Origin of the sequence: Anabaena sp. UHCC 0399, assembly GCF_034931465.1 — a bacterium.
GTDB classification, from domain to species: Bacteria; Cyanobacteriota; Cyanobacteriia; order Cyanobacteriales; family Nostocaceae; genus Trichormus; species Trichormus minutissimus.
The window spans coordinates 1-16,138 of record NZ_JAYGGZ010000064.1 but is presented as its reverse complement, the minus strand read 5'-3'; the positions used below and the strand labels follow the sequence as shown (position 1 = coordinate 16,138).

18 protein-coding genes are annotated in these 16,138 nt (G+C 41.4%); 4 read left to right on the top strand and 14 right to left on the bottom strand.

Annotated elements, in window-relative coordinates:
• Positions 1-47: 47 nt before the first annotated feature.
• The 5 genes from VB693_RS25480 to rsfS all read right to left on the bottom strand — a co-directional run bounded on the left by VB693_RS25480 (position 48) and on the right by rsfS (position 4,428).
• The gene (locus VB693_RS25480) at positions 48-1,475 is read right to left on the bottom strand and encodes a YcjF family protein (RefSeq protein ID WP_323268686.1); all 1,428 of its coding nucleotides are present in this window, start codon (positions 1,473-1,475) and stop codon (positions 48-50) included.
• 41 nt (positions 1,476-1,516) lie between these two features.
• Positions 1,517-1,996 (bottom strand): group I intron-associated PD-(D/E)XK endonuclease, encoded by a 480-nt coding sequence (locus VB693_RS25475; RefSeq protein ID WP_323268685.1) that lies wholly within the window; start codon positions 1,994-1,996, stop codon positions 1,517-1,519.
• 446 nt (positions 1,997-2,442) lie between these two features.
• Complete coding sequence (locus tag VB693_RS25470; RefSeq protein WP_237991514.1) at positions 2,443-3,396, bottom strand: asparaginase; 954 nt, start codon at positions 3,394-3,396, stop codon at positions 2,443-2,445.
• Between the two features lie 76 nt (positions 3,397-3,472).
• The gene (locus VB693_RS25465) at positions 3,473-3,973 is read right to left on the bottom strand and encodes a CGLD27 family protein (protein ID WP_323268684.1); all 501 of its coding nucleotides are present in this window, start codon (positions 3,971-3,973) and stop codon (positions 3,473-3,475) included.
• A complete protein-coding gene (gene rsfS / locus VB693_RS25460; RefSeq protein WP_190707692.1) occupies positions 3,970-4,428 on the bottom strand; it encodes a ribosome silencing factor in 459 nt (152 codons plus the stop codon). Before rsfS ends, VB693_RS25465 begins: the two co-directional genes overlap by 4 nt.
• 410 nt (positions 4,429-4,838) lie before the next feature.
• Between rsfS and VB693_RS25455 the strand changes: the two genes are divergently transcribed.
• A complete protein-coding gene (locus tag VB693_RS25455; protein ID WP_323268683.1) occupies positions 4,839-4,982 on the top strand; it encodes a hypothetical protein in 144 nt (47 codons plus the stop codon).
• A 117-nt stretch (positions 4,983-5,099) separates the two neighbouring features.
• On the opposite strand, the gene VB693_RS25450 is transcribed toward VB693_RS25455, so the two are convergent.
• The 5 genes from VB693_RS25450 to VB693_RS25430 form a co-directional block, all read right to left on the bottom strand.
• A complete protein-coding gene (locus tag VB693_RS25450) occupies positions 5,100-6,371 on the bottom strand; it encodes a glycosyltransferase family 4 protein (protein WP_323268682.1) in 1,272 nt (423 codons plus the stop codon).
• Positions 6,372-6,955: 584 nt separating this feature from the next.
• Positions 6,956-7,696 (bottom strand): amino acid ABC transporter ATP-binding protein, encoded by a 741-nt coding sequence (locus tag VB693_RS25445; RefSeq protein ID WP_190707686.1) that lies wholly within the window; start codon positions 7,694-7,696, stop codon positions 6,956-6,958.
• Positions 7,697-7,761: 65 nt separating this feature from the next.
• A complete protein-coding gene (locus tag VB693_RS25440) occupies positions 7,762-8,778 on the bottom strand; it encodes an amino acid ABC transporter permease (RefSeq protein ID WP_323268681.1) in 1,017 nt (338 codons plus the stop codon).
• A gap of 74 nt (positions 8,779-8,852) precedes the next feature.
• A complete protein-coding gene (locus VB693_RS25435; protein WP_323268680.1) occupies positions 8,853-9,779 on the bottom strand; it encodes an ABC transporter permease subunit in 927 nt (308 codons plus the stop codon).
• A 163-nt stretch (positions 9,780-9,942) separates the two neighbouring features.
• Entirely contained in the window at positions 9,943-10,995 is a 1,053-nt protein-coding gene (locus VB693_RS25430) for an amino acid ABC transporter substrate-binding protein (RefSeq protein ID WP_323268679.1), read from the bottom strand.
• Positions 10,996-11,425: 430 nt separating this feature from the next.
• Between VB693_RS25430 and VB693_RS25425 the strand changes: the two genes are divergently transcribed.
• Both VB693_RS25425 and VB693_RS25420 read left to right on the top strand, forming a co-directional pair.
• A complete protein-coding gene (locus VB693_RS25425) occupies positions 11,426-11,983 on the top strand; it encodes a hypothetical protein (RefSeq protein WP_190707708.1) in 558 nt (185 codons plus the stop codon).
• A 77-nt stretch (positions 11,984-12,060) separates the two neighbouring features.
• A complete protein-coding gene (locus VB693_RS25420; protein WP_190707674.1) occupies positions 12,061-12,705 on the top strand; it encodes a DUF3318 domain-containing protein in 645 nt (214 codons plus the stop codon).
• Positions 12,706-12,780: 75 nt separating this feature from the next.
• Here VB693_RS25420 and VB693_RS25415 read toward each other — a convergent pair whose 3' ends face one another.
• Positions 12,781-13,575, bottom strand: coding sequence for a 7-carboxy-7-deazaguanine synthase QueE (locus VB693_RS25415; RefSeq protein WP_323268703.1), 795 nt, complete (start codon positions 13,573-13,575; stop codon positions 12,781-12,783).
• A 194-nt stretch (positions 13,576-13,769) separates the two neighbouring features.
• On the opposite strand from VB693_RS25415, the gene VB693_RS25410 reads away from it, so the two are divergent.
• Positions 13,770-14,819, top strand: coding sequence for an anti-sigma factor antagonist (locus tag VB693_RS25410; RefSeq protein ID WP_323268678.1), 1,050 nt, complete (start codon positions 13,770-13,772; stop codon positions 14,817-14,819).
• A gap of 127 nt (positions 14,820-14,946) precedes the next feature.
• Here VB693_RS25410 and VB693_RS25405 read toward each other — a convergent pair whose 3' ends face one another.
• The 3 genes from VB693_RS25405 to VB693_RS25395 all read right to left on the bottom strand — a co-directional run bounded on the left by VB693_RS25405 (position 14,947) and on the right by VB693_RS25395 (position 16,099).
• Positions 14,947-15,384, bottom strand: a complete 438-nt coding sequence (locus tag VB693_RS25405; RefSeq protein WP_323268677.1) for an HNH endonuclease signature motif containing protein — start codon at positions 15,382-15,384, stop codon at positions 14,947-14,949.
• Complete coding sequence (locus VB693_RS25400; protein WP_323268676.1) at positions 15,377-15,748, bottom strand: hypothetical protein; 372 nt, start codon at positions 15,746-15,748, stop codon at positions 15,377-15,379. The genes VB693_RS25405 and VB693_RS25400 overlap by 8 nt, the downstream gene beginning before the upstream one ends.
• Positions 15,749-15,967: 219 nt before the next feature.
• Complete coding sequence (locus VB693_RS25395) at positions 15,968-16,099, bottom strand: hypothetical protein (RefSeq protein WP_323268675.1); 132 nt, start codon at positions 16,097-16,099, stop codon at positions 15,968-15,970.
• Positions 16,100-16,138 lie beyond the last annotated feature (39 nt).

Genomic DNA, 16,138 nt, shown 5'->3' with positions numbered 1-16,138 from the left:
TCGCGAATGCGCCTTCCCTGCGGGACGCTCTCCGCGAATGCGTGAAATTATCCCACAACTTCTGGTACTAACCGCTTCATTCCTTGCTTCACAAAACCTTGCAGAAAAGCTAACTGCTGATTTTGTTGGAAGACATTTTGTAAGGTTTGACGCAATGTATCTAAGTTCAAACTATTACCAGAATCTAAAGCAATTTCCTGTTGCTCAAAATAGGTAACTAAACTCAAACCAGCTACTCTAGTCAGATAAGCAGCACTTACACCCTGCACTAAACCACCAGCGACAAAGGTGATAGCATTACTTTTGAGAACTGTGCTAATAGCTTTAGTAGAAAGTTCCACTAACCCCAACTTCAGCATCAAACTTCCCATCGTTCCCGCTACAGTTTGCGCTTGTTCTAGGGAAAACTTCTGCTGATAGATATTACCTAAATCCATCACCATTTGAGCATTAATCGCCGCCGTCGCCAAAATATCGAGTGCGGGGACTGGGTTAGCAAAAGCAGCAGCCGCAGCTATCCATTGATATTGTTCAATAATTGGCGTAGCGCGATCGCATCTTACCCCATTCAAACAATTTTTCGCCTCAGCTTTCAACAACAACGCCTGTCTTGTAGTCGTTGTCCACACTAACTGCTGACTTTGCTGCACCAACATTTCATTTAATTGCTGCGTCAACTGCTGTATATCTGGTGCTGGCTGTTCCATCCACTCTTGCACAATCCCATCAGCCTGATGTTTCCGCACTTTTACTGTCACGGGAGAAGCTGCAACAGCCACTACATTATCTTGTATTCGCTGTTTTAATGAATGCAAGATGCTAGCACGTTCATCTGGCAAATATTGGTCTTGTTTGTTGAAAACTAAGACTTGTGGCTGATTGACTGCTTTTAGTTGCTGCAAGGCTTGAAATTCTGAATCAGTCAAATCACCGTTGGTTAAGAACAGAGCCAAATCAGATTTTGTTACTTCTGTGAGAATAGCAGCATCAGAGTGTTCTATTTCTTGCAATAAAGGTGCTGTTTCTTGCAATGTGACTTTTTGCTGTGTTTCTTGCCAATTGCTAGACTGTAGCACCTGAATTAAGGTACTTTTACCAACGGATTTACCACCAGTGACAGCTAATCTCAAATCTTGTCTGTCTAACTCTAGAGGTAGTTCGGCTAACTTTGTTTTCAGTGTCTCTAAAGCTGGATGGTTCTCTGCTTCTTGCGCTAACTGGTTAATTACCGTTTCAGTTTTAGCGATCGCACTAACTGCTGTTTCCCTATGTGTAATCATACCACTTGGCTGTTCGGCAATTTCTTGCGGGAATTTGCGCTTCCACAGCCACAAACCACCACCAACCGCTAAGAGGCTTAATAAACTTAGCTCACCTACCTGCATAATTGAATGATGCCAACTTTGCACCATCCATAAGGAAAAGGATATACCCAATCCTCCGACTAAAATTGGTCGCTGTAATTTCACAACCATGATTCTCCGCGCTTTTTGGAAGATCCCAACTCAAGAATAGATCAAAACCCTGCTTCACCGAATTGTACAGGTGAAAAGACAAAACTTTCTTTATCTACAGCCTGTAAGATTAACTCCCAAGCCTCACGATATTTTGCTGAACGAGGTTTACGCTGGCGTTTTTCAGTTTCGACAAGGTGTATTTCGCTACCATATCCGATAAACACATCTACCGGGAAGACATAAAATATATCAAGTGGTTCTATGTAGGCTAGGGCAAAATCAAAGTCTGATGGCTGATATGCTGCTCTCAGCATGAGTCGGCGATTTGTTTTAGTGCGGCGATTGTCTACAACATAATTACCAGATGCCTCATGCAACCAAGCATATTTTACTTGGATTTTAATTAGAATTCCCTCTATATCAAATACCAAGTCGTATGCTAATCGATCTCCAATTGGTCTTAATACACCCCAGCCATGCTTTAAGGCATTAAGAACAGCAGCTTGTTCTGCTATGTCTCCCCTCAGTTTTGTGTCCATTCGTTAGACGAGATAGCTTATATCAGCATAAAACAAAACCCTGGAATCTTTAAAGATTCCAGGGTTTTGTTTTTCATTTGGTGGCGGGAAGTGGATTTGAACCACTGACCTTCGGGTTATGCTTACCATCTACAACTTTCGTTGCCCAGATTAACTGGTTTGTGGTCTGGACTGTCCCTTCACCCTCGGCGTTATCGTTAGGGTGCCTGCCTTCCAGTCTCTACACCTTCTCTGTTTCCAGAGCTTGGTTCGGGATTACCGCGCTAGTGGCTTCCCCGAGTTTGACAGGTAATCGCACATGAGTTTCTCCATGTACCGCCCACTGCAAAACAAACTAATAAGCGCGTAATCAGTTTTGCCAGTTGAGCCCGACGAGCTACCAGGCTGCTCTATCCCGCGTCGCTCTTCGACTTCTTTACTATAACCCAAAAATTCAAGTTTGGCAACTATAAAAACGATAATTCTCCCACAACCTCTAGACGCGTGTATTTGCCTGGGTTCATAAACTTTTCTGCCAAGCTTTCGGCCGCGCTGGGAGTAATCCAGCCCATCTGTTGCAGCAAGTGAATCGCGACAGCATATTTGGCTCGTTTAGAACCATCCATAACTTTAATTGCCAATCCCATGCCTTCACCGAGTCTGCCAATACACTGAACTCCTTCTGCACCAGATTTACTTACCAGTTCTCCTGGCGTGAGGCGCATCAGTTCTGTATCAAATTCGCCATCACCTGCCACCATTGATGGATGGTGGGTCATAGCACGGATAATACGCTCCATATCTAAGTTAGTGCTAGAGGCTAACAGCGCATATAAGGAAGCTATTTGACCTAGTTGCATCAGATAGGTGGGTGCGCCGCAATCGTCATGTGCGCTGATAAATTCTTCAGCTGGCATCCGCAGCAATTCAGCTACTTTACCGACAATTAATTGCTGGATTGGGTGCTTGCGTTCCAAGTAATTATTCAAAGGCCAGTGACGTTGTTGACATACAGCCAACATTCCGGCGTGTTTACCAGAACAGTTGTATTCTAGAGGACTACGCTTGTCTTTGGGGATGGGACACTGGAGGGCAGAGGGGTCAAGATCGGCTCGCCACAGGATGTTAAATACCTGTCGTACTTGTTCGATACTTGCCTTATGAGAACTGGTGATGATGGCCAAGTCGCGATCGCTTAACTCATAACGTTCCAGTGTGCCTGTAGTCGTGACAGCCAGTGCTTGAAATGGTTTCAGTGCTGAACGGACAAAGGTAGCTGTTTCTGCATTGCCAGCAACAGTTAGCACTCGTCCCCGTTCGTCGCATACAACCGCTTGGACTATATGCCTGGATTCAATAATACCTTCCCGCAACAACCGGACTTCCAGTGCTGCTGCTTGAGTTCGTTTTCCCATTGTCATGGGTTAAATCTATCACTTTTTAGTTATTAATTATTCGTCATCAGTCACTAGTCATTAGCTAATGACTAATGACTATTTAAAACAAATGCCAAACTATAGTACCAGCAAGAAACATTCCCGCCAAGCCAGCAAAGGTAAATTGTAACCGTTGGAGAATAGGTTTGATTTCATAGGTGACAATCAAGCGATCGCGGTTCAGCACTTCTTGTGGCTTGAGCCAAGTTTGACCGTCATACCAGCCTGATTCTTCATAGAATACAGTCGTACTGTGTAGGCGATCGCGTACATATAGCCAGCCTAGATACAAACGTACTAATCCCAAAATTACCCCTACACTGGCCCCAGCTGCACCACACAGCAGAAAATGAGCTAGCTGTTTGGTTGGGGGATAGCTAGCTGCGGCTACTGGCCCAGCTATCAACCATGATAAAGTCCAAATCCAAACTAGTTTTTTGATATACTGCTGCTCATTTAAGGTGCAATCACGAAATAGCCAAGAGGTTTTTAGCTCTTCGTACTCATTTAGCGGCTGTTGTTCTGTGGGTACTGGGCAATTTGCCAGTGAGGAATTCATCATAGGGGACTATCACCACCTTCTTGCGAGTTGGGAAGGGAAATACGTTCTGCATGAATCCAGAATGCTTCTAAATTATAAAATTCCCGTTCCTTTGGCATCATAATATGTACAATTACGTCGCCATAGTCTTGTAATACCCAGCTACCTTCAGCTTTGCCTTCTGTCCGCAACGGACGGCGGTGACACTCACTTTCGACTTCTGCTTCAATTGCTTGAGCGATCGCCCTCACTTGCACCTTAGAATAGCCGGTTATCATTACAAAATAATCTGCTAGGTACGAGACCTCTCCTACCTTTAGGACTAAAATGTCACCAGCTTTGCGATCTGATGCAGCATCGGCGATCGTGAGAGCAAGCTTTCCACTCTCATCATTTTCACCTACTGAACTTTTGACTGCGCTCTTGGTGACAGAGACGGATTGTAATGGTAAATTTCCTTGGAAATAATCAGACATTAAACCTCAGGTACTTTATCCCTTTTGTTACGTTTTTTGAGAATTACTTACAAACCACAACCAAGCGATAATTGTGTATGTTGGTTTTTTTGAATACTAACAAAAAAACAGGTGTTTATGGGATTGGCTCATATATTGCAACACTGATGAGAGCCTCTCACAGATGGGATTTTTGTGGCGTTCCATCCACCAAAGGCTACCTATCAAACCGAGATCCAATCATGAAGAAGTAATATTTGGGTGGCAATGTCTTTTTTAAGAGAAATAACAGACTCATAAATAACTATCACTGCTGCTTAAGTCTATAAAATCCGCTAAAAACAGTATATAGCATAACTGACTGGAGCAGATTCAACCCCAAGTATGATTCATACTTGTTTGTGCAATACCTTTCGGTTAAAGTATTTGGAGTGACTTTTACTCATGAAGTTGCAAAAGTTTTAGCCCTATGTTTGATGATTGGTAGTGCTTATCCGAAAGGTATTGCTTGTTTGTGTCGTACCTTGCTCTCTCAAAAGATGATAGCAACTATCCACAGATTGAGTTTGCCTTAAGTCATAAACAAAAACAGGACAGAGGAAATCAAGCAGTTCTGATCCATATATCCTGAATAAATAATATTTTTTAGTAGTTTGTCTGATGCAGCCGATAAGTAAAGCTACTTTGGCAACTTAGACTTCTTGCTTAGAAACTACTTTTGATTCCACTGTTTGAGTGTCCGCAGTTACAGAGTAAAATAAATTCTCGTATTGATTTAAAGCCTGCTCAAAAGCATATTGCTCCATAGCATATTTGCGGCTGTTATAACCCAAAGTTTTGGCTTTTTCTGGATGTTTGTATAGGTCTAACGTGGCGATCGCTAAAGCTTCAGGATCTTCGGGGGGAACTACAATACCGCCGCCACTTTGTCTAACCGCTTTCGCAGCTGTGCCATTTTTGGGTACAGAAGCTATCATTGCTCTACCACTAGCTAGTAAGACTTGAATTTTCGATGGCATATTGAAGGAAATCACGTTTTTCTTCTGCACTACCAAACCAACATCTGCGGCTGCTAACATTTGTGGTAGATGTTCACGGGGTTGAAATGGCAGTAATAAGACATTATCAGCACCGCAATCTAAACAATATTTTTGTAGTCTCTGCAAGCCTTTGGCTTCACCAACTATCACAAAGGCAATTTCTGGAATGTCGCGTAACATCGCCGCCGCTTTAATTACAGTTTCTAAGCCTTGTGTTAAAGCAATGTTCCCTGAATACAGCACTACAAATTTGTCATTGAGGTTGTGCGTAGCGCGGAAAGAATTGTCTTGTTTAGGTAAAGGGCGAATAAAATTTACATCAACCCAATTAGGGATTTGCTCTATTTTTTCTTGTGGTACGCCTTTGGAAAGTAAATTTTCTACAAACCCATCAGCAATCACGCTAACTTTAGTCGCACTGCGGTAAGCAAATTTTTCTAAGACGGAAAAGATTTTGATCAGCCATTTGTTTTTCAGTAATCCGACGTGGATAGCTGCTTCTGGTAGGATGTCTTGAAGATTTAAGACTACAGGACAACCACGCAGCCATCCTAACAGTGCAGCAGGTACACAAACGGGTAGTGATGGGGATGTTGAAAGAATGACATCAGGCCGCCAGCCAAAAAGAGCAGGCCAGAAGCTAGTCGTTACAAAACTAGCATCGAGTAACACTCGATCTATCAGCTTAGGTTGTGGGCGAATCCAAACAAAACTGCGTTGGATTTGGACACTGTTTTTATACTCGTTGACGTAGAATTTACCACGATATCCTTCGTAAATTTGACGCTCAGGATAGTTAGGCATCGCGGTGACTACACGAACTTGGTGTCCCCGTTTGGCCAACCCCTCTGCTAATTCCGTCATCAGGGGGGCAATCCCAATTGGTTCTGGATAGTAATTGTAAGAGTAGATTAAAATCCGCATAACAAATTAGTCAGAAGTCCCTGGCTATTTTTAGAACATGAAAAATTTTCGTCTTAAAGGGCGATCGCTATTGCTGGAAAGCGTCTGTTAAGACATCTATATTTAATTTTGTCTTTAGACTCTTTTTTTGTCAGTGCCTTTTCTTTGAAGATTCGGTAAATCTTGCTGTTATTCCCCTAAGTAACTTACAGTATAAACTTTATCTATATTTTAGAAAAATTACTTACATTTACTTACCTAAGATATAAGCATAAACTCTCTTGTAATTAATTAAAGTTTCCAGCATCAATTAGCAGATATTTGTAAAGTGTACGTAAAATTCAGATAATTTCCTAAATGAGTTGACGGCACAACCATAACTAATGTTTCTCGGTGAATACACTCGTAAGATGTGTTGTCATTGACAAAGGTTAATGAACAAAACTTAACATAAATCCCAGAATTTATCAGTGTTTTTTGATAGTGATCTGTAGTTAACTCCAGCGAAACTAGTTCTAATTTCGGAAATTGTTGGCAAAATTGTGCGTAAGAAGGGAATTAAAACGCAGAGGGGCGCGAAGTGAAGCGCAAAGTAGCGCGGAGGTTTAGAGAATTTGTGAGAGGAATTTACGGGTTCGTTCTTCTTGGGGGTTGGTGAAAAAGTTATCGGGGGTGGCGGATTCGACTAAGTAGCCACTATCCATTAAGACTACTCGGTCGGCGACTTCACGGGCGAATCCGACTTCATGGGTAACTACTACCATTGTCATTCCTTCACTAGCTAGGTTTCGCATGACATCCAAAACTTCTCTGACCATTTCTGGATCTAGTGCGGATGTGGGTTCGTCGAATAGCATAATTTTAGGTTGCATGGCTAAGGCGCGGGCGATCGCTACTCTTTGCTGCTGTCCACCGGATAGTTGTCCTGGGTATTTGTGCGCCTGGGCTAAGATTCCTACTCTTTCTAATAGCTGCATTGCTAATTCTTCGGCTTTAGCTTTTTTCCAGCGACGTACCCAAATTGGAGCTAAGGTGATATTTTGCAGCACTGTTAAATGGGGAAATAAATTAAACTGCTGAAAGACCATCCCCACTTCTCGCCTAATTGCATCAATGTTTCGCAAGTCATGGCTGAGGGTAATTCCATCAATGTTAATTTTGCCTTTTTGGTATTCTTCTAAAGCGTTAAATGTGCGGATAAATGTTGATTTACCTGAGCCAGAAGGCCCCATCAACACTACAACTTCTCCACGATAAACTGTTAAACTCACACCTTGGAGAACATGGAATTTGCCATACCATTTATGAACATCTTCAGCAATAATTATGGGTATTTGTTCGCTCATAGTTTTTAACCTCGAATTTTCTTAGGGAATACGGGATGTAGAGAAGGATAACTAATGAATAATAACTATTGACTCAACTGTTTCTCTAAACGTCGAGAAGCCAGTGATATAGAATAGCAGAACAGCCAATAAATCAAACCAATAAATAAATATACTTCTGCATAACGCCCAATAAATTGAGGCTGTGCCAATATTGAACGGGCAATGCCTGTAAGTTCCACTAAGCCAACAAGGGATAATAGCGAAGTGTCTTTAAATAAGCCGATAAATTGCCCTACAATGGCAGGAATTACTGCACGTAAAGCTTGGGGTAAAACGATAAATATAACTACTAGAAATGTATTTAATCCTAGTGCTTTGGCTGCTTCTACTTGTCCACGGGAAACAGCCTGGAGCCCACCGCGCACATTTTCCGCCATGTAAGCAGCACTGAACAATACCAAACCAGCGATCGCTCTTAAGACCCGATCTAAACGTACATCTGCTGAGAGAAATAAGGGTAACATGACTTGGGCGAGGAATAAAATCCCAATTAGGGGAACGCCTCGAACAAGTTCAATATATAAGATAGAAAACCAACGAACTACAGGTAAATTGCTAGTCCTTCCTAAAGCAAGTAAAACTCCAATGGGAAAGGAAAGCACAATACTGACTGAGGCCATTAGTAAAGTAAGTAGCAATCCATTCCATAAATTACTAGAGACGGATTGCAAACCAAATCCACCGCCAATTAACCATAAAATAATGGGGAAAGATAGCAACCATATAAAAGAAAGCCAAGGTGCTATGAGTTTAGCAATAGAAAACTTTTGCTTACCAATAAATACACCCGCAGTTACAGCACCTAAAGTAGCATTAATTCCTAAGACAATCCAAATGCGCCAATATTGGCTTTGGGGATATCTACCAACTAAAAATAAATGTAAATTTGCTTGAATCACTGCCCATTGTGCTTGAGTAGTTGCCCAAATTAGCACTCCCTGCACTACCCAAAATAGCAATACTAAACAGACAACTGTTAATAAACTGTTATACCAATTGCTAAATAGATTTTTACGTAGCCAAGTTAGTTGTTTAGTCATTATTTATTAGTCATTGGTCATTATGGGGTATTAGTGACTCTCTACCTTGTCTACATTCCAGTCCCCAATATTCCTCACCTCTCTCTAATCTGGACTCGGCGATTGAATAGATTCATCATCAGGGAGATAGTTAAACTGAGGGTGAGATAGGTAAGGGTAATTAGTAACATGACTTCTACTGCTTTCCCGGTTTGGTTAAAGGTGGTAGAAGCGACAAAATAGAGATCAGGGTAGCCGATCGCGATCGCTAAACTGGAATTCTTGGTGAGATTGAGATACTGACTGGTGAGTGGGGGAATAATTACCCGCAAGGCTTGGGGTAAAATTACCAAGCGCATGATCGAACTGGGTTTTAATCCCAGCGATCGCGCTGCTTCCCATTGTCCTTTAGAGACTGACCCAATCCCACCCCGAACGATTTCTGCAATGAATGCACCAGTATAAAATGTTAACCCCAAAAGTAAAGCAGCAAACTCTGGAGATAGGGTAAACCAAGGTAGTTCTATGCCATTTTGACTCACCCCTAAAAATCCCCAAAGGGTGATTTTATTGTCTATTCTGGGAAAACTCAAAAAAACTGCGAAGTACCAAAATAGCAACTGCAACAGTAATGGGGTATTGCGGAAAACCTCTACGTAAACTAGCATAATGTTCCGCACTAGCCAGTTATCAGAAAGTCTGCCAATTCCAGCCATTACGCCAATAATTGTGGTGAAGATGATTCCTAAAACTGCTACTCGCAATGAGTTAATCAATCCCACCCATAAGGCTTGACTATAAGTATCAGTTGGTTGATAAGAAATTAGCGTTTCGCCAATATCAAAAGATGCTTGTTGTTTGAGAAAACCAAATCCAAACTGAATCCCTAATTGTTGTAAGTTGCGATTGAGGTTTCCCCATAGTATCGCCACTATAGCTAATGCTAAAAATATAGCAATTACTTGCCCAGTAATTTGCCAAAAGCGATCGTCACGCCATAAAGGGGGTTTGGAATTAGTCATTAGTTATTAGTCAATTATCAATGGGCATATAAATTCAAAATAGCCTGCGGCAAGTCTTGCGCCTACAAAAATCAAAATTGAATAACTTCTGCCCCACCCTGCGAGTTCCGCGAAGCGGTACTGCTTCCCCTGCTCCCCCTGCTCTTCTGTCACCTGTCACCTGTCACCTAAACGGTGGCGAATACAACAATCCGCCTTTTGCCGACTGTTGATTTAGACCGCGAGGTAAGTTGAGTTTTGTTTGAGGTCCGAGATTGCGATCGTAAACTTCACCGTAGTTACCAACGTGTTTGATCACTTTGGCTGCAAAGTCTTTGGGTAAGCCTAGTCCCTCGCCTAAATTGCCTTCAGTTCCCAAAAATCGCTTGATGTCTGGGTCTTCACTGCTAGCGAATTGTCCTATATTCTGAGAATTAATACCCAACTCCTCAGCTTTGATTAAGCTATACACTACCCAGGTGAGAGTATCACGCCATTTGCTATTTCCTTTAGCAACTGCTGGCGCAAGGGGTTCAGAAGAAATGACTTCATCTAAAATGACGTTATCGTCTGGTTTGGGGAGAGTTGTACGCCGAGAAACTAAAGCAGAGCGATCGGCGGTGACGGCTTCACAACGACCTTCGGCATAAGTAGCAAAGGTAACGTTAATATCTTCAAATACGACTGGTTTGTAGGTAATACCTCGTTTCCGCATTTGGTCTGCTAGGTTCTGCTCGGTGGTAGTCCCTGTTTGTACACAGATGGCTTTGTCTTTCAGGTTCGCCAAAGATGTAATGCCACTATTTTTGCGAACCATAATCCCTTGACCATCATAAAAGACTACAGGCGCAAATTCTAAACCTACTGACGTGGCGCGGCTCAGTGTCCAAGTTGTATTGCGGCTGAGGATATCTACTTCCCCTGTTTGTAAAGCTGTAAATCGTTCTTTGGCGTTGAGGTTACGGAATTCTACTTTATTTGGATCATCAAATAAAGCGGCGGCTACGGCGCGACAGACATCTACATCGATGCCGTTATATTTGCCGTCAGTTCCGACAAAACTAAACCCTGGTACTTCGCCACTGACACCGCAAATCAACTGACCACGGTTTTTAACAGTATCCCAGCGATCAGCTGCTGATGTACTACTTGCATTTGTTGTTTGTACTGTGTTTCCACTACAGGCAGTAGTAGCAAAAATTAAGGATACCCCCAAGATTAAAGCTGATTTTCTCATACTTCAAAGACTATTGCTGCTAAAAATGTATTTGTGAATACCATACTTGTATTAAAACAAATATATTCCTGTAATATAAAACTTTTTTAGCACTTAATGCTGCACTTTAATGCAGGGAAGAAAATATTTATTTTTTCTCTATTTAGATTTCTAGTTTAAATATTAATATATGAATATCAAAAGTAACGATTTAGTGACTAATGAATAAAGCCCCATTAATTTGCAGATATAAATTATGTTATTATATTTGATTTATTTGATTAATTAATAGGAACATTCTATGCTGTTTTGAACAGAGAAAGTCATAGATACCCAACTTATTAAATAAGTCAGTGATATTGTTTTTCATTAATTCAACCTAAGCGATCGCCACTAAGGGGTTAAACTAGTTCTGGTGAAAGATGCTCCACCGTTAATTAAAGAGGCTTTTATGGGAGCTAACCTCAAGCAGATTGCTAATTACTTAGACAAACTCGGCTGGGACTACCGTCTAGATGAGGGAGAAGACAGGATTATCACAGGTGTAGAAGCTGATAACTTAGAAGATTTTCTCATAGTTGTCCAATTAGATGAAGACGGAAAATTTTTTCGCTTATTTGCACCTCAAGTTCTTCCAGGAGTGCAAGATCATCCTCACAAGGGCGCAATCTTACAGACGATGTTGGCTATTTCTTGGGAAACAAAAATGCTGCAATGGGAATATGATCCATCTGATGGTGAAATCCGCGCCATTATTGAATTTCCTCTAGAAGACTCAATTCTTACAGAAAGACAATTTCATCGCTGTTTAAGTGGATTAATTCAAATCGTTGACAATGTAGCCATCCCGCGTTTGCATGAAGTCATGACAACAGGAAGCGATCCGGGGAATATAGAACTTGGGGAAAGAATTTTACTGAGTATCCAGGAAGAAGCACCAGGATTACTGGAATTGCTCGCAAAAGCAATGGAAGCTAGGAAGAGACGAGGAAGTTTTCCTACAGAGTGAGACGAAACATCACTTAAATAGCTATACTCCAAAGTGATACCCTCACAATATACTGAAATTTTCTAGGGCTGGATTTTATGACATCCTATGCAACCTCCTCAGCCAAAGCGGAAATGAGTGAACTCCGGCGGTTAAAAGGCTTACTACCGCCAGAATTGCAGAGTTGGGTCACGGTTGAAGGCACAACTGAGGTCAATCCATCCCTGATCCGCAGCGAAGAAATTGGTAAAGACCAGGTAGAGATCCAAATTGACTTGGTGAAATGGGACGCTCTAGCAATGGATCAGCGTAATCTGCTGTTCTGGCATGAAGTCGCCCGGATTCAAAATGACACAATTCCCAAAGATGGTTGGGAAATGGCAGCCTTAGCCATCGGTTTAGGTGGTGCTGTAGGCGAGTTGTGGGTACAGGATGGATTATTGTTAGTTTTAGCTTTGGCACTGTGTGGCGTGTCAGGTTGGCGGCTATATCAAAAGAATAATGGCGAAAAGCAAATGAGAGAATTGCTAGATGCTGACGAGAAAGCGATCGCTCTAGCAACTCGTTTTGGTTATAGTCTCCCTAATGCCTACAAGAGTCTAGGCAGTGCCTTAAAAACCATGATTGATAATACCCCTGGCAAGCGTCAACGTTCTCGCTATGAAGCCAGACTGTCTGCCCTCAAGCGCAGTGCTAACAAAGCCAAAGCTAAATCTAGAACCACAGATGAAGGCGAAATCTAGTCTGCAAAATTAATGTGGGTGGGCAATACCCACACCATCATTGGACAGTGAACAGTGTTAATAAATGTTCACTGCTCAAAGCTGATTGAGCATTTTATGCGTCTGAGGTACGACGCGAACGTGTTTTAAAACCCGCCTCATCAAAGCTTGCCATGTCAGAACCTGTTCGGGAGTGGGAGCAAGGATAGGGGTTTTGGTTAATTGCTCAGACTCAGCTAAAGGCGTAACAGGTTGTAAAAATACGGGAATATCAGGACTGACATCTGCCACTAACAAAGCAGCCTGTTCCAATTCAGCCACATCTGTATGCTGAGAGACGATTATTTTAATAAAAGTTTCTAGATGTGGATAACAAATTTGTAGAAACTTCATATGTTCTTGCCAATAGGACTCACCACTGACACTGGGCAATTTTAAATCCATACCCACAGAATCTAAGTAGGGTAATATCATTGGCAATTGTTCTGGGCGATGTCCGCCGGTTTCTAAGTATATGGGTAAACCAGTGAGCGATCGCAGTTGGGGCAGAAATTCCTTTAAGAAACCTGCATGAAGAAGAGGTTCTCCACCAGTTAAGCTAATGCTATCGTGTAGGGAAGGTAAATTTTGCCGTTCAATCCATGCCAATAAGATTGGTAGTGGAACAGGGTTGGAGTGAGTTTCAAAATCTCGGAATCCGGGTGATCGCTCTATCCTACAATTAGCAGGTGCATTCCAAGTATGGACACTATCGCAAAAGTGGCAACGTAAGTCACAAAAAGCAAAGCGAATAAAAATCTGACGTGTCCCGACATTCAGTCCTTCCCCTTGAATAGCAGAAAAGACCTCTATCAGACGTGCAGTAGGTTCGGCCGTAGTGTTAGCAGTCATAGGATAGTAGCAACGCGATCGCGCTGCATTCAGTGCAACAACAAGTATGTTTTTAACTTCTTGTTCTATTGTGAATGGTGCAGGTAATCTCTCACTCACCCTATAAAACTCACTATGAGTTATTATTACTGCTTATTTAACATGAGGTTAGGTGATTTTCTAGGACAAAATAAAGTTTGGCAGATTAAATTTATATGGCAACGAAAGTGCAGAGCTTCATGACTAGCCAACCCAATGAGGTAAATTTTCTAGTTACTTCCCTAAATGAAACGGTTATAGTGCAGGTATCTGCGCGGTTAAGCGTGCTTGAAGCAGTTAGCTTTAAGCAAACCTGCCAAGATTTAACCCAAGGAAATACCCATCCCAAACAAATCATTATTGATTTTCAGCAAACTACTTTCATGGATAGTAGTGGTTTAGGAGCTTTAGTGAGTAGTTATAAAACTACCCAAGAAAAAGGAATTGTAATGAGCCTGCGGAATGTTACTCCCCAGGTCATGGCAGTCCTAAACCTCACAGGATTAGATAAGGTTTTTTCTATTGAGTCTAATAGCGAAGCATCACCAATAGAAGCTGATAATACAACAGATAATCAGAAGGGATCTGCTCGCAAAGTAGAGCAACTACCAACCACTCATCCATCTGTCGCCTCTTGGATGAAACGATTTATAGATATTATTGGTGCTTTGGTGGGTTTGGTAATTACAGGTATTTTGTTTATCCCCATCGTGGTGGCTATCCAAATCGACGATCCCGGCCCCATTTTCTTTGGACAAATTCGCTGTGGTTGGATGGGAAAACGCTTTAAAATTTGGAAGTTTCGCTCGATGTGTGTGGATGCCGAGGCGAAAAAATCTCAAGTTAAAAATCAGGTGCAGGGTGCTTTTTTCAAGAATGAAAATGATCCCAGAATTACACGAGTAGGTAGGTTTTTACGTCGCACTAGCCTAGATGAATTCCCGCAATTTTGGAACGTCTTACAAGGAGACATGAGTTTGGTAGGGACTAGACCACCCACACCCGATGAAGTAGAACGCTATGAAGTTCCAGAGTGGCAACGTTTGGATGTTAAACCCGGTATGACTGGAGAATGGCAAGTTAACGGCAGGTCTAAAGTCCGTAGTTTTGAAGATGTGATTCGCTTAGATTTACAATATCAGAAAAACTGGAGTTTAATGTATGATTTGCAGTTAATTTTCAAGACGGTTACTATTCTATTTAATAGAAATAGTGGTGCTTGTTAACCAATTATTTACATTGGTAATTTCGTTATAGTTTGTAACTACCAATAAAAATTTATCTATAATTATGCCCAAGCTTATTTTAGTTTTGGGCATATTTTTTGATGTACTATTAATCAAATATCTTCATTTAATACCAGTCTTTTGGTGGATGCCAACCAGCAATTACCCAATAACTACGCACTTCTAAAGCATCAGGATCATTACTCAAATGTAAAGCTACAACCGTAGCTCTACCCGTTGATGTTTTACCGACAATACGCAAGCCATCTTCACTCCAATAGAAATGCTCAGACCAAACTTGAGTACGGGGGCTAAATAATTTTACTGTTTCACCTGTTTCTGGATCGACCCCTGTAGTTTTATTACTTTTGTAGGCATTACATAATGGACAAGCTAGCCATAAGTTTGACTCTTCATTGCTACCACCTTTAGAAATAGGAATAATGTGTTCAATTTCCAAACGAGCCATGACTAAATGTTGGGGACTCAGGCAGTAGCCACAGCGATTCTGAGCAGCTTTACGGACACGACGTTCTATCTCTACAGGAATATAAAAGCTAGCCATTGCCGTCAAGTGGAGGTTTCAAACCACGTTCAACAGCTACTTTTAGAGCTTTGGCTTTACTTACCAAGCCGCGTCTGTAAACTTGCATGAGTTCATCCAGTTGAAGAACTTCTGAATTAGTTAACTGTCCCTCTCGTTGACGTGCTAATAAATCACTGAAAATTTCTTGTTGCTCAGATTCCATTTGCATATCACACAAAGCCAAAACCTGCTCATCGGGTAGTGATTCCACAGGTAGTTCAGTAATGGCGCGGTTAATCCATTCTAGTAATACATCTTCTAAACGCCGATGTGTGAAAGCGGCGATCGCCTTGGCTTTTTGTGCCAATGTCTCAGAAAGTTGAAGAGTGACAATTTCTGTCATGTGCTGCTAGATGAGACGTTTAATTTTGATTGTATCTGTATTTGGTTACGGATGTAGATTATGGTGATGTGCGATCGTGTCTCTTTTATAGGTGCATTTATTTTAAAATCATTTGAAAACTGCTGGTATAAATATAATTTTGATCTATTTTTAAAATCATTTGAAAACTGCTGGTATAAATATACTTTTGAGCTATAGATAAATTAAAATCTATGGAATTTATTTCTCTTGCTTTGGCTGTTCAAACAACACTATAACTTCTACAACTGTGCCTTCTGGCATTTCTGTTGTAGACAGTTCAATTTTGCCATTTTTACCAACAATAGCTTTTTGTTTAATTGCAGTCAGCATAGTTTTTATTTACTCCTCTCCCAAGTTGGATATAAACAA

Bases quoted from the DNA above. Each gene is read 5' to 3' on its own strand.
- VB693_RS25475 (WP_323268685.1), bottom strand. From the start codon at position 1,996: ATGGACACAAAACTGAGGGGAGACATAGCAGAACAAGCTGCTGTTCTT.
- VB693_RS25445 (WP_190707686.1), bottom strand. From the start codon at position 7,696: ATGAGCGAACAAATACCCATAATTATTGCTGAAGATGTTCATAAATGG.
- VB693_RS25400 (WP_323268676.1), bottom strand. From the start codon at position 15,748: ATGACAGAAATTGTCACTCTTCAACTTTCTGAGACATTGGCACAAAAA.
- VB693_RS25405 (WP_323268677.1), bottom strand. From the start codon at position 15,384: ATGGCTAGCTTTTATATTCCTGTAGAGATAGAACGTCGTGTCCGTAAA.
- VB693_RS25435 (WP_323268680.1), bottom strand. From the start codon at position 9,779: ATGACTAATTCCAAACCCCCTTTATGGCGTGACGATCGCTTTTGGCAA.
- VB693_RS25420 (WP_190707674.1), top strand. From the start codon at position 12,061: ATGACATCCTATGCAACCTCCTCAGCCAAAGCGGAAATGAGTGAACTC.
- VB693_RS25470 (WP_237991514.1), bottom strand. From the start codon at position 3,396: ATGACAATGGGAAAACGAACTCAAGCAGCAGCACTGGAAGTCCGGTTG.
- VB693_RS25415 (WP_323268703.1), bottom strand. From the start codon at position 13,575: ATGACTGCTAACACTACGGCCGAACCTACTGCACGTCTGATAGAGGTC.
- VB693_RS25425 (WP_190707708.1), top strand. From the start codon at position 11,426: ATGGGAGCTAACCTCAAGCAGATTGCTAATTACTTAGACAAACTCGGC.
- VB693_RS25450 (WP_323268682.1), bottom strand. From the start codon at position 6,371: ATGCGGATTTTAATCTACTCTTACAATTACTATCCAGAACCAATTGGG.
- VB693_RS25430 (WP_323268679.1), bottom strand. From the start codon at position 10,995: ATGAGAAAATCAGCTTTAATCTTGGGGGTATCCTTAATTTTTGCTACT.
- VB693_RS25465 (WP_323268684.1), bottom strand. From the start codon at position 3,973: ATGATGAATTCCTCACTGGCAAATTGCCCAGTACCCACAGAACAACAG.
- VB693_RS25410 (WP_323268678.1), top strand. From the start codon at position 13,770: ATGGCAACGAAAGTGCAGAGCTTCATGACTAGCCAACCCAATGAGGTA.
- VB693_RS25395 (WP_323268675.1), bottom strand. From the start codon at position 16,099: ATGCTGACTGCAATTAAACAAAAAGCTATTGTTGGTAAAAATGGCAAA.
- VB693_RS25480 (WP_323268686.1), bottom strand. From the start codon at position 1,475: ATGGTTGTGAAATTACAGCGACCAATTTTAGTCGGAGGATTGGGTATA.
- VB693_RS25440 (WP_323268681.1), bottom strand. From the start codon at position 8,778: ATGACTAAACAACTAACTTGGCTACGTAAAAATCTATTTAGCAATTGG.
- rsfS (WP_190707692.1), bottom strand. From the start codon at position 4,428: ATGTCTGATTATTTCCAAGGAAATTTACCATTACAATCCGTCTCTGTC.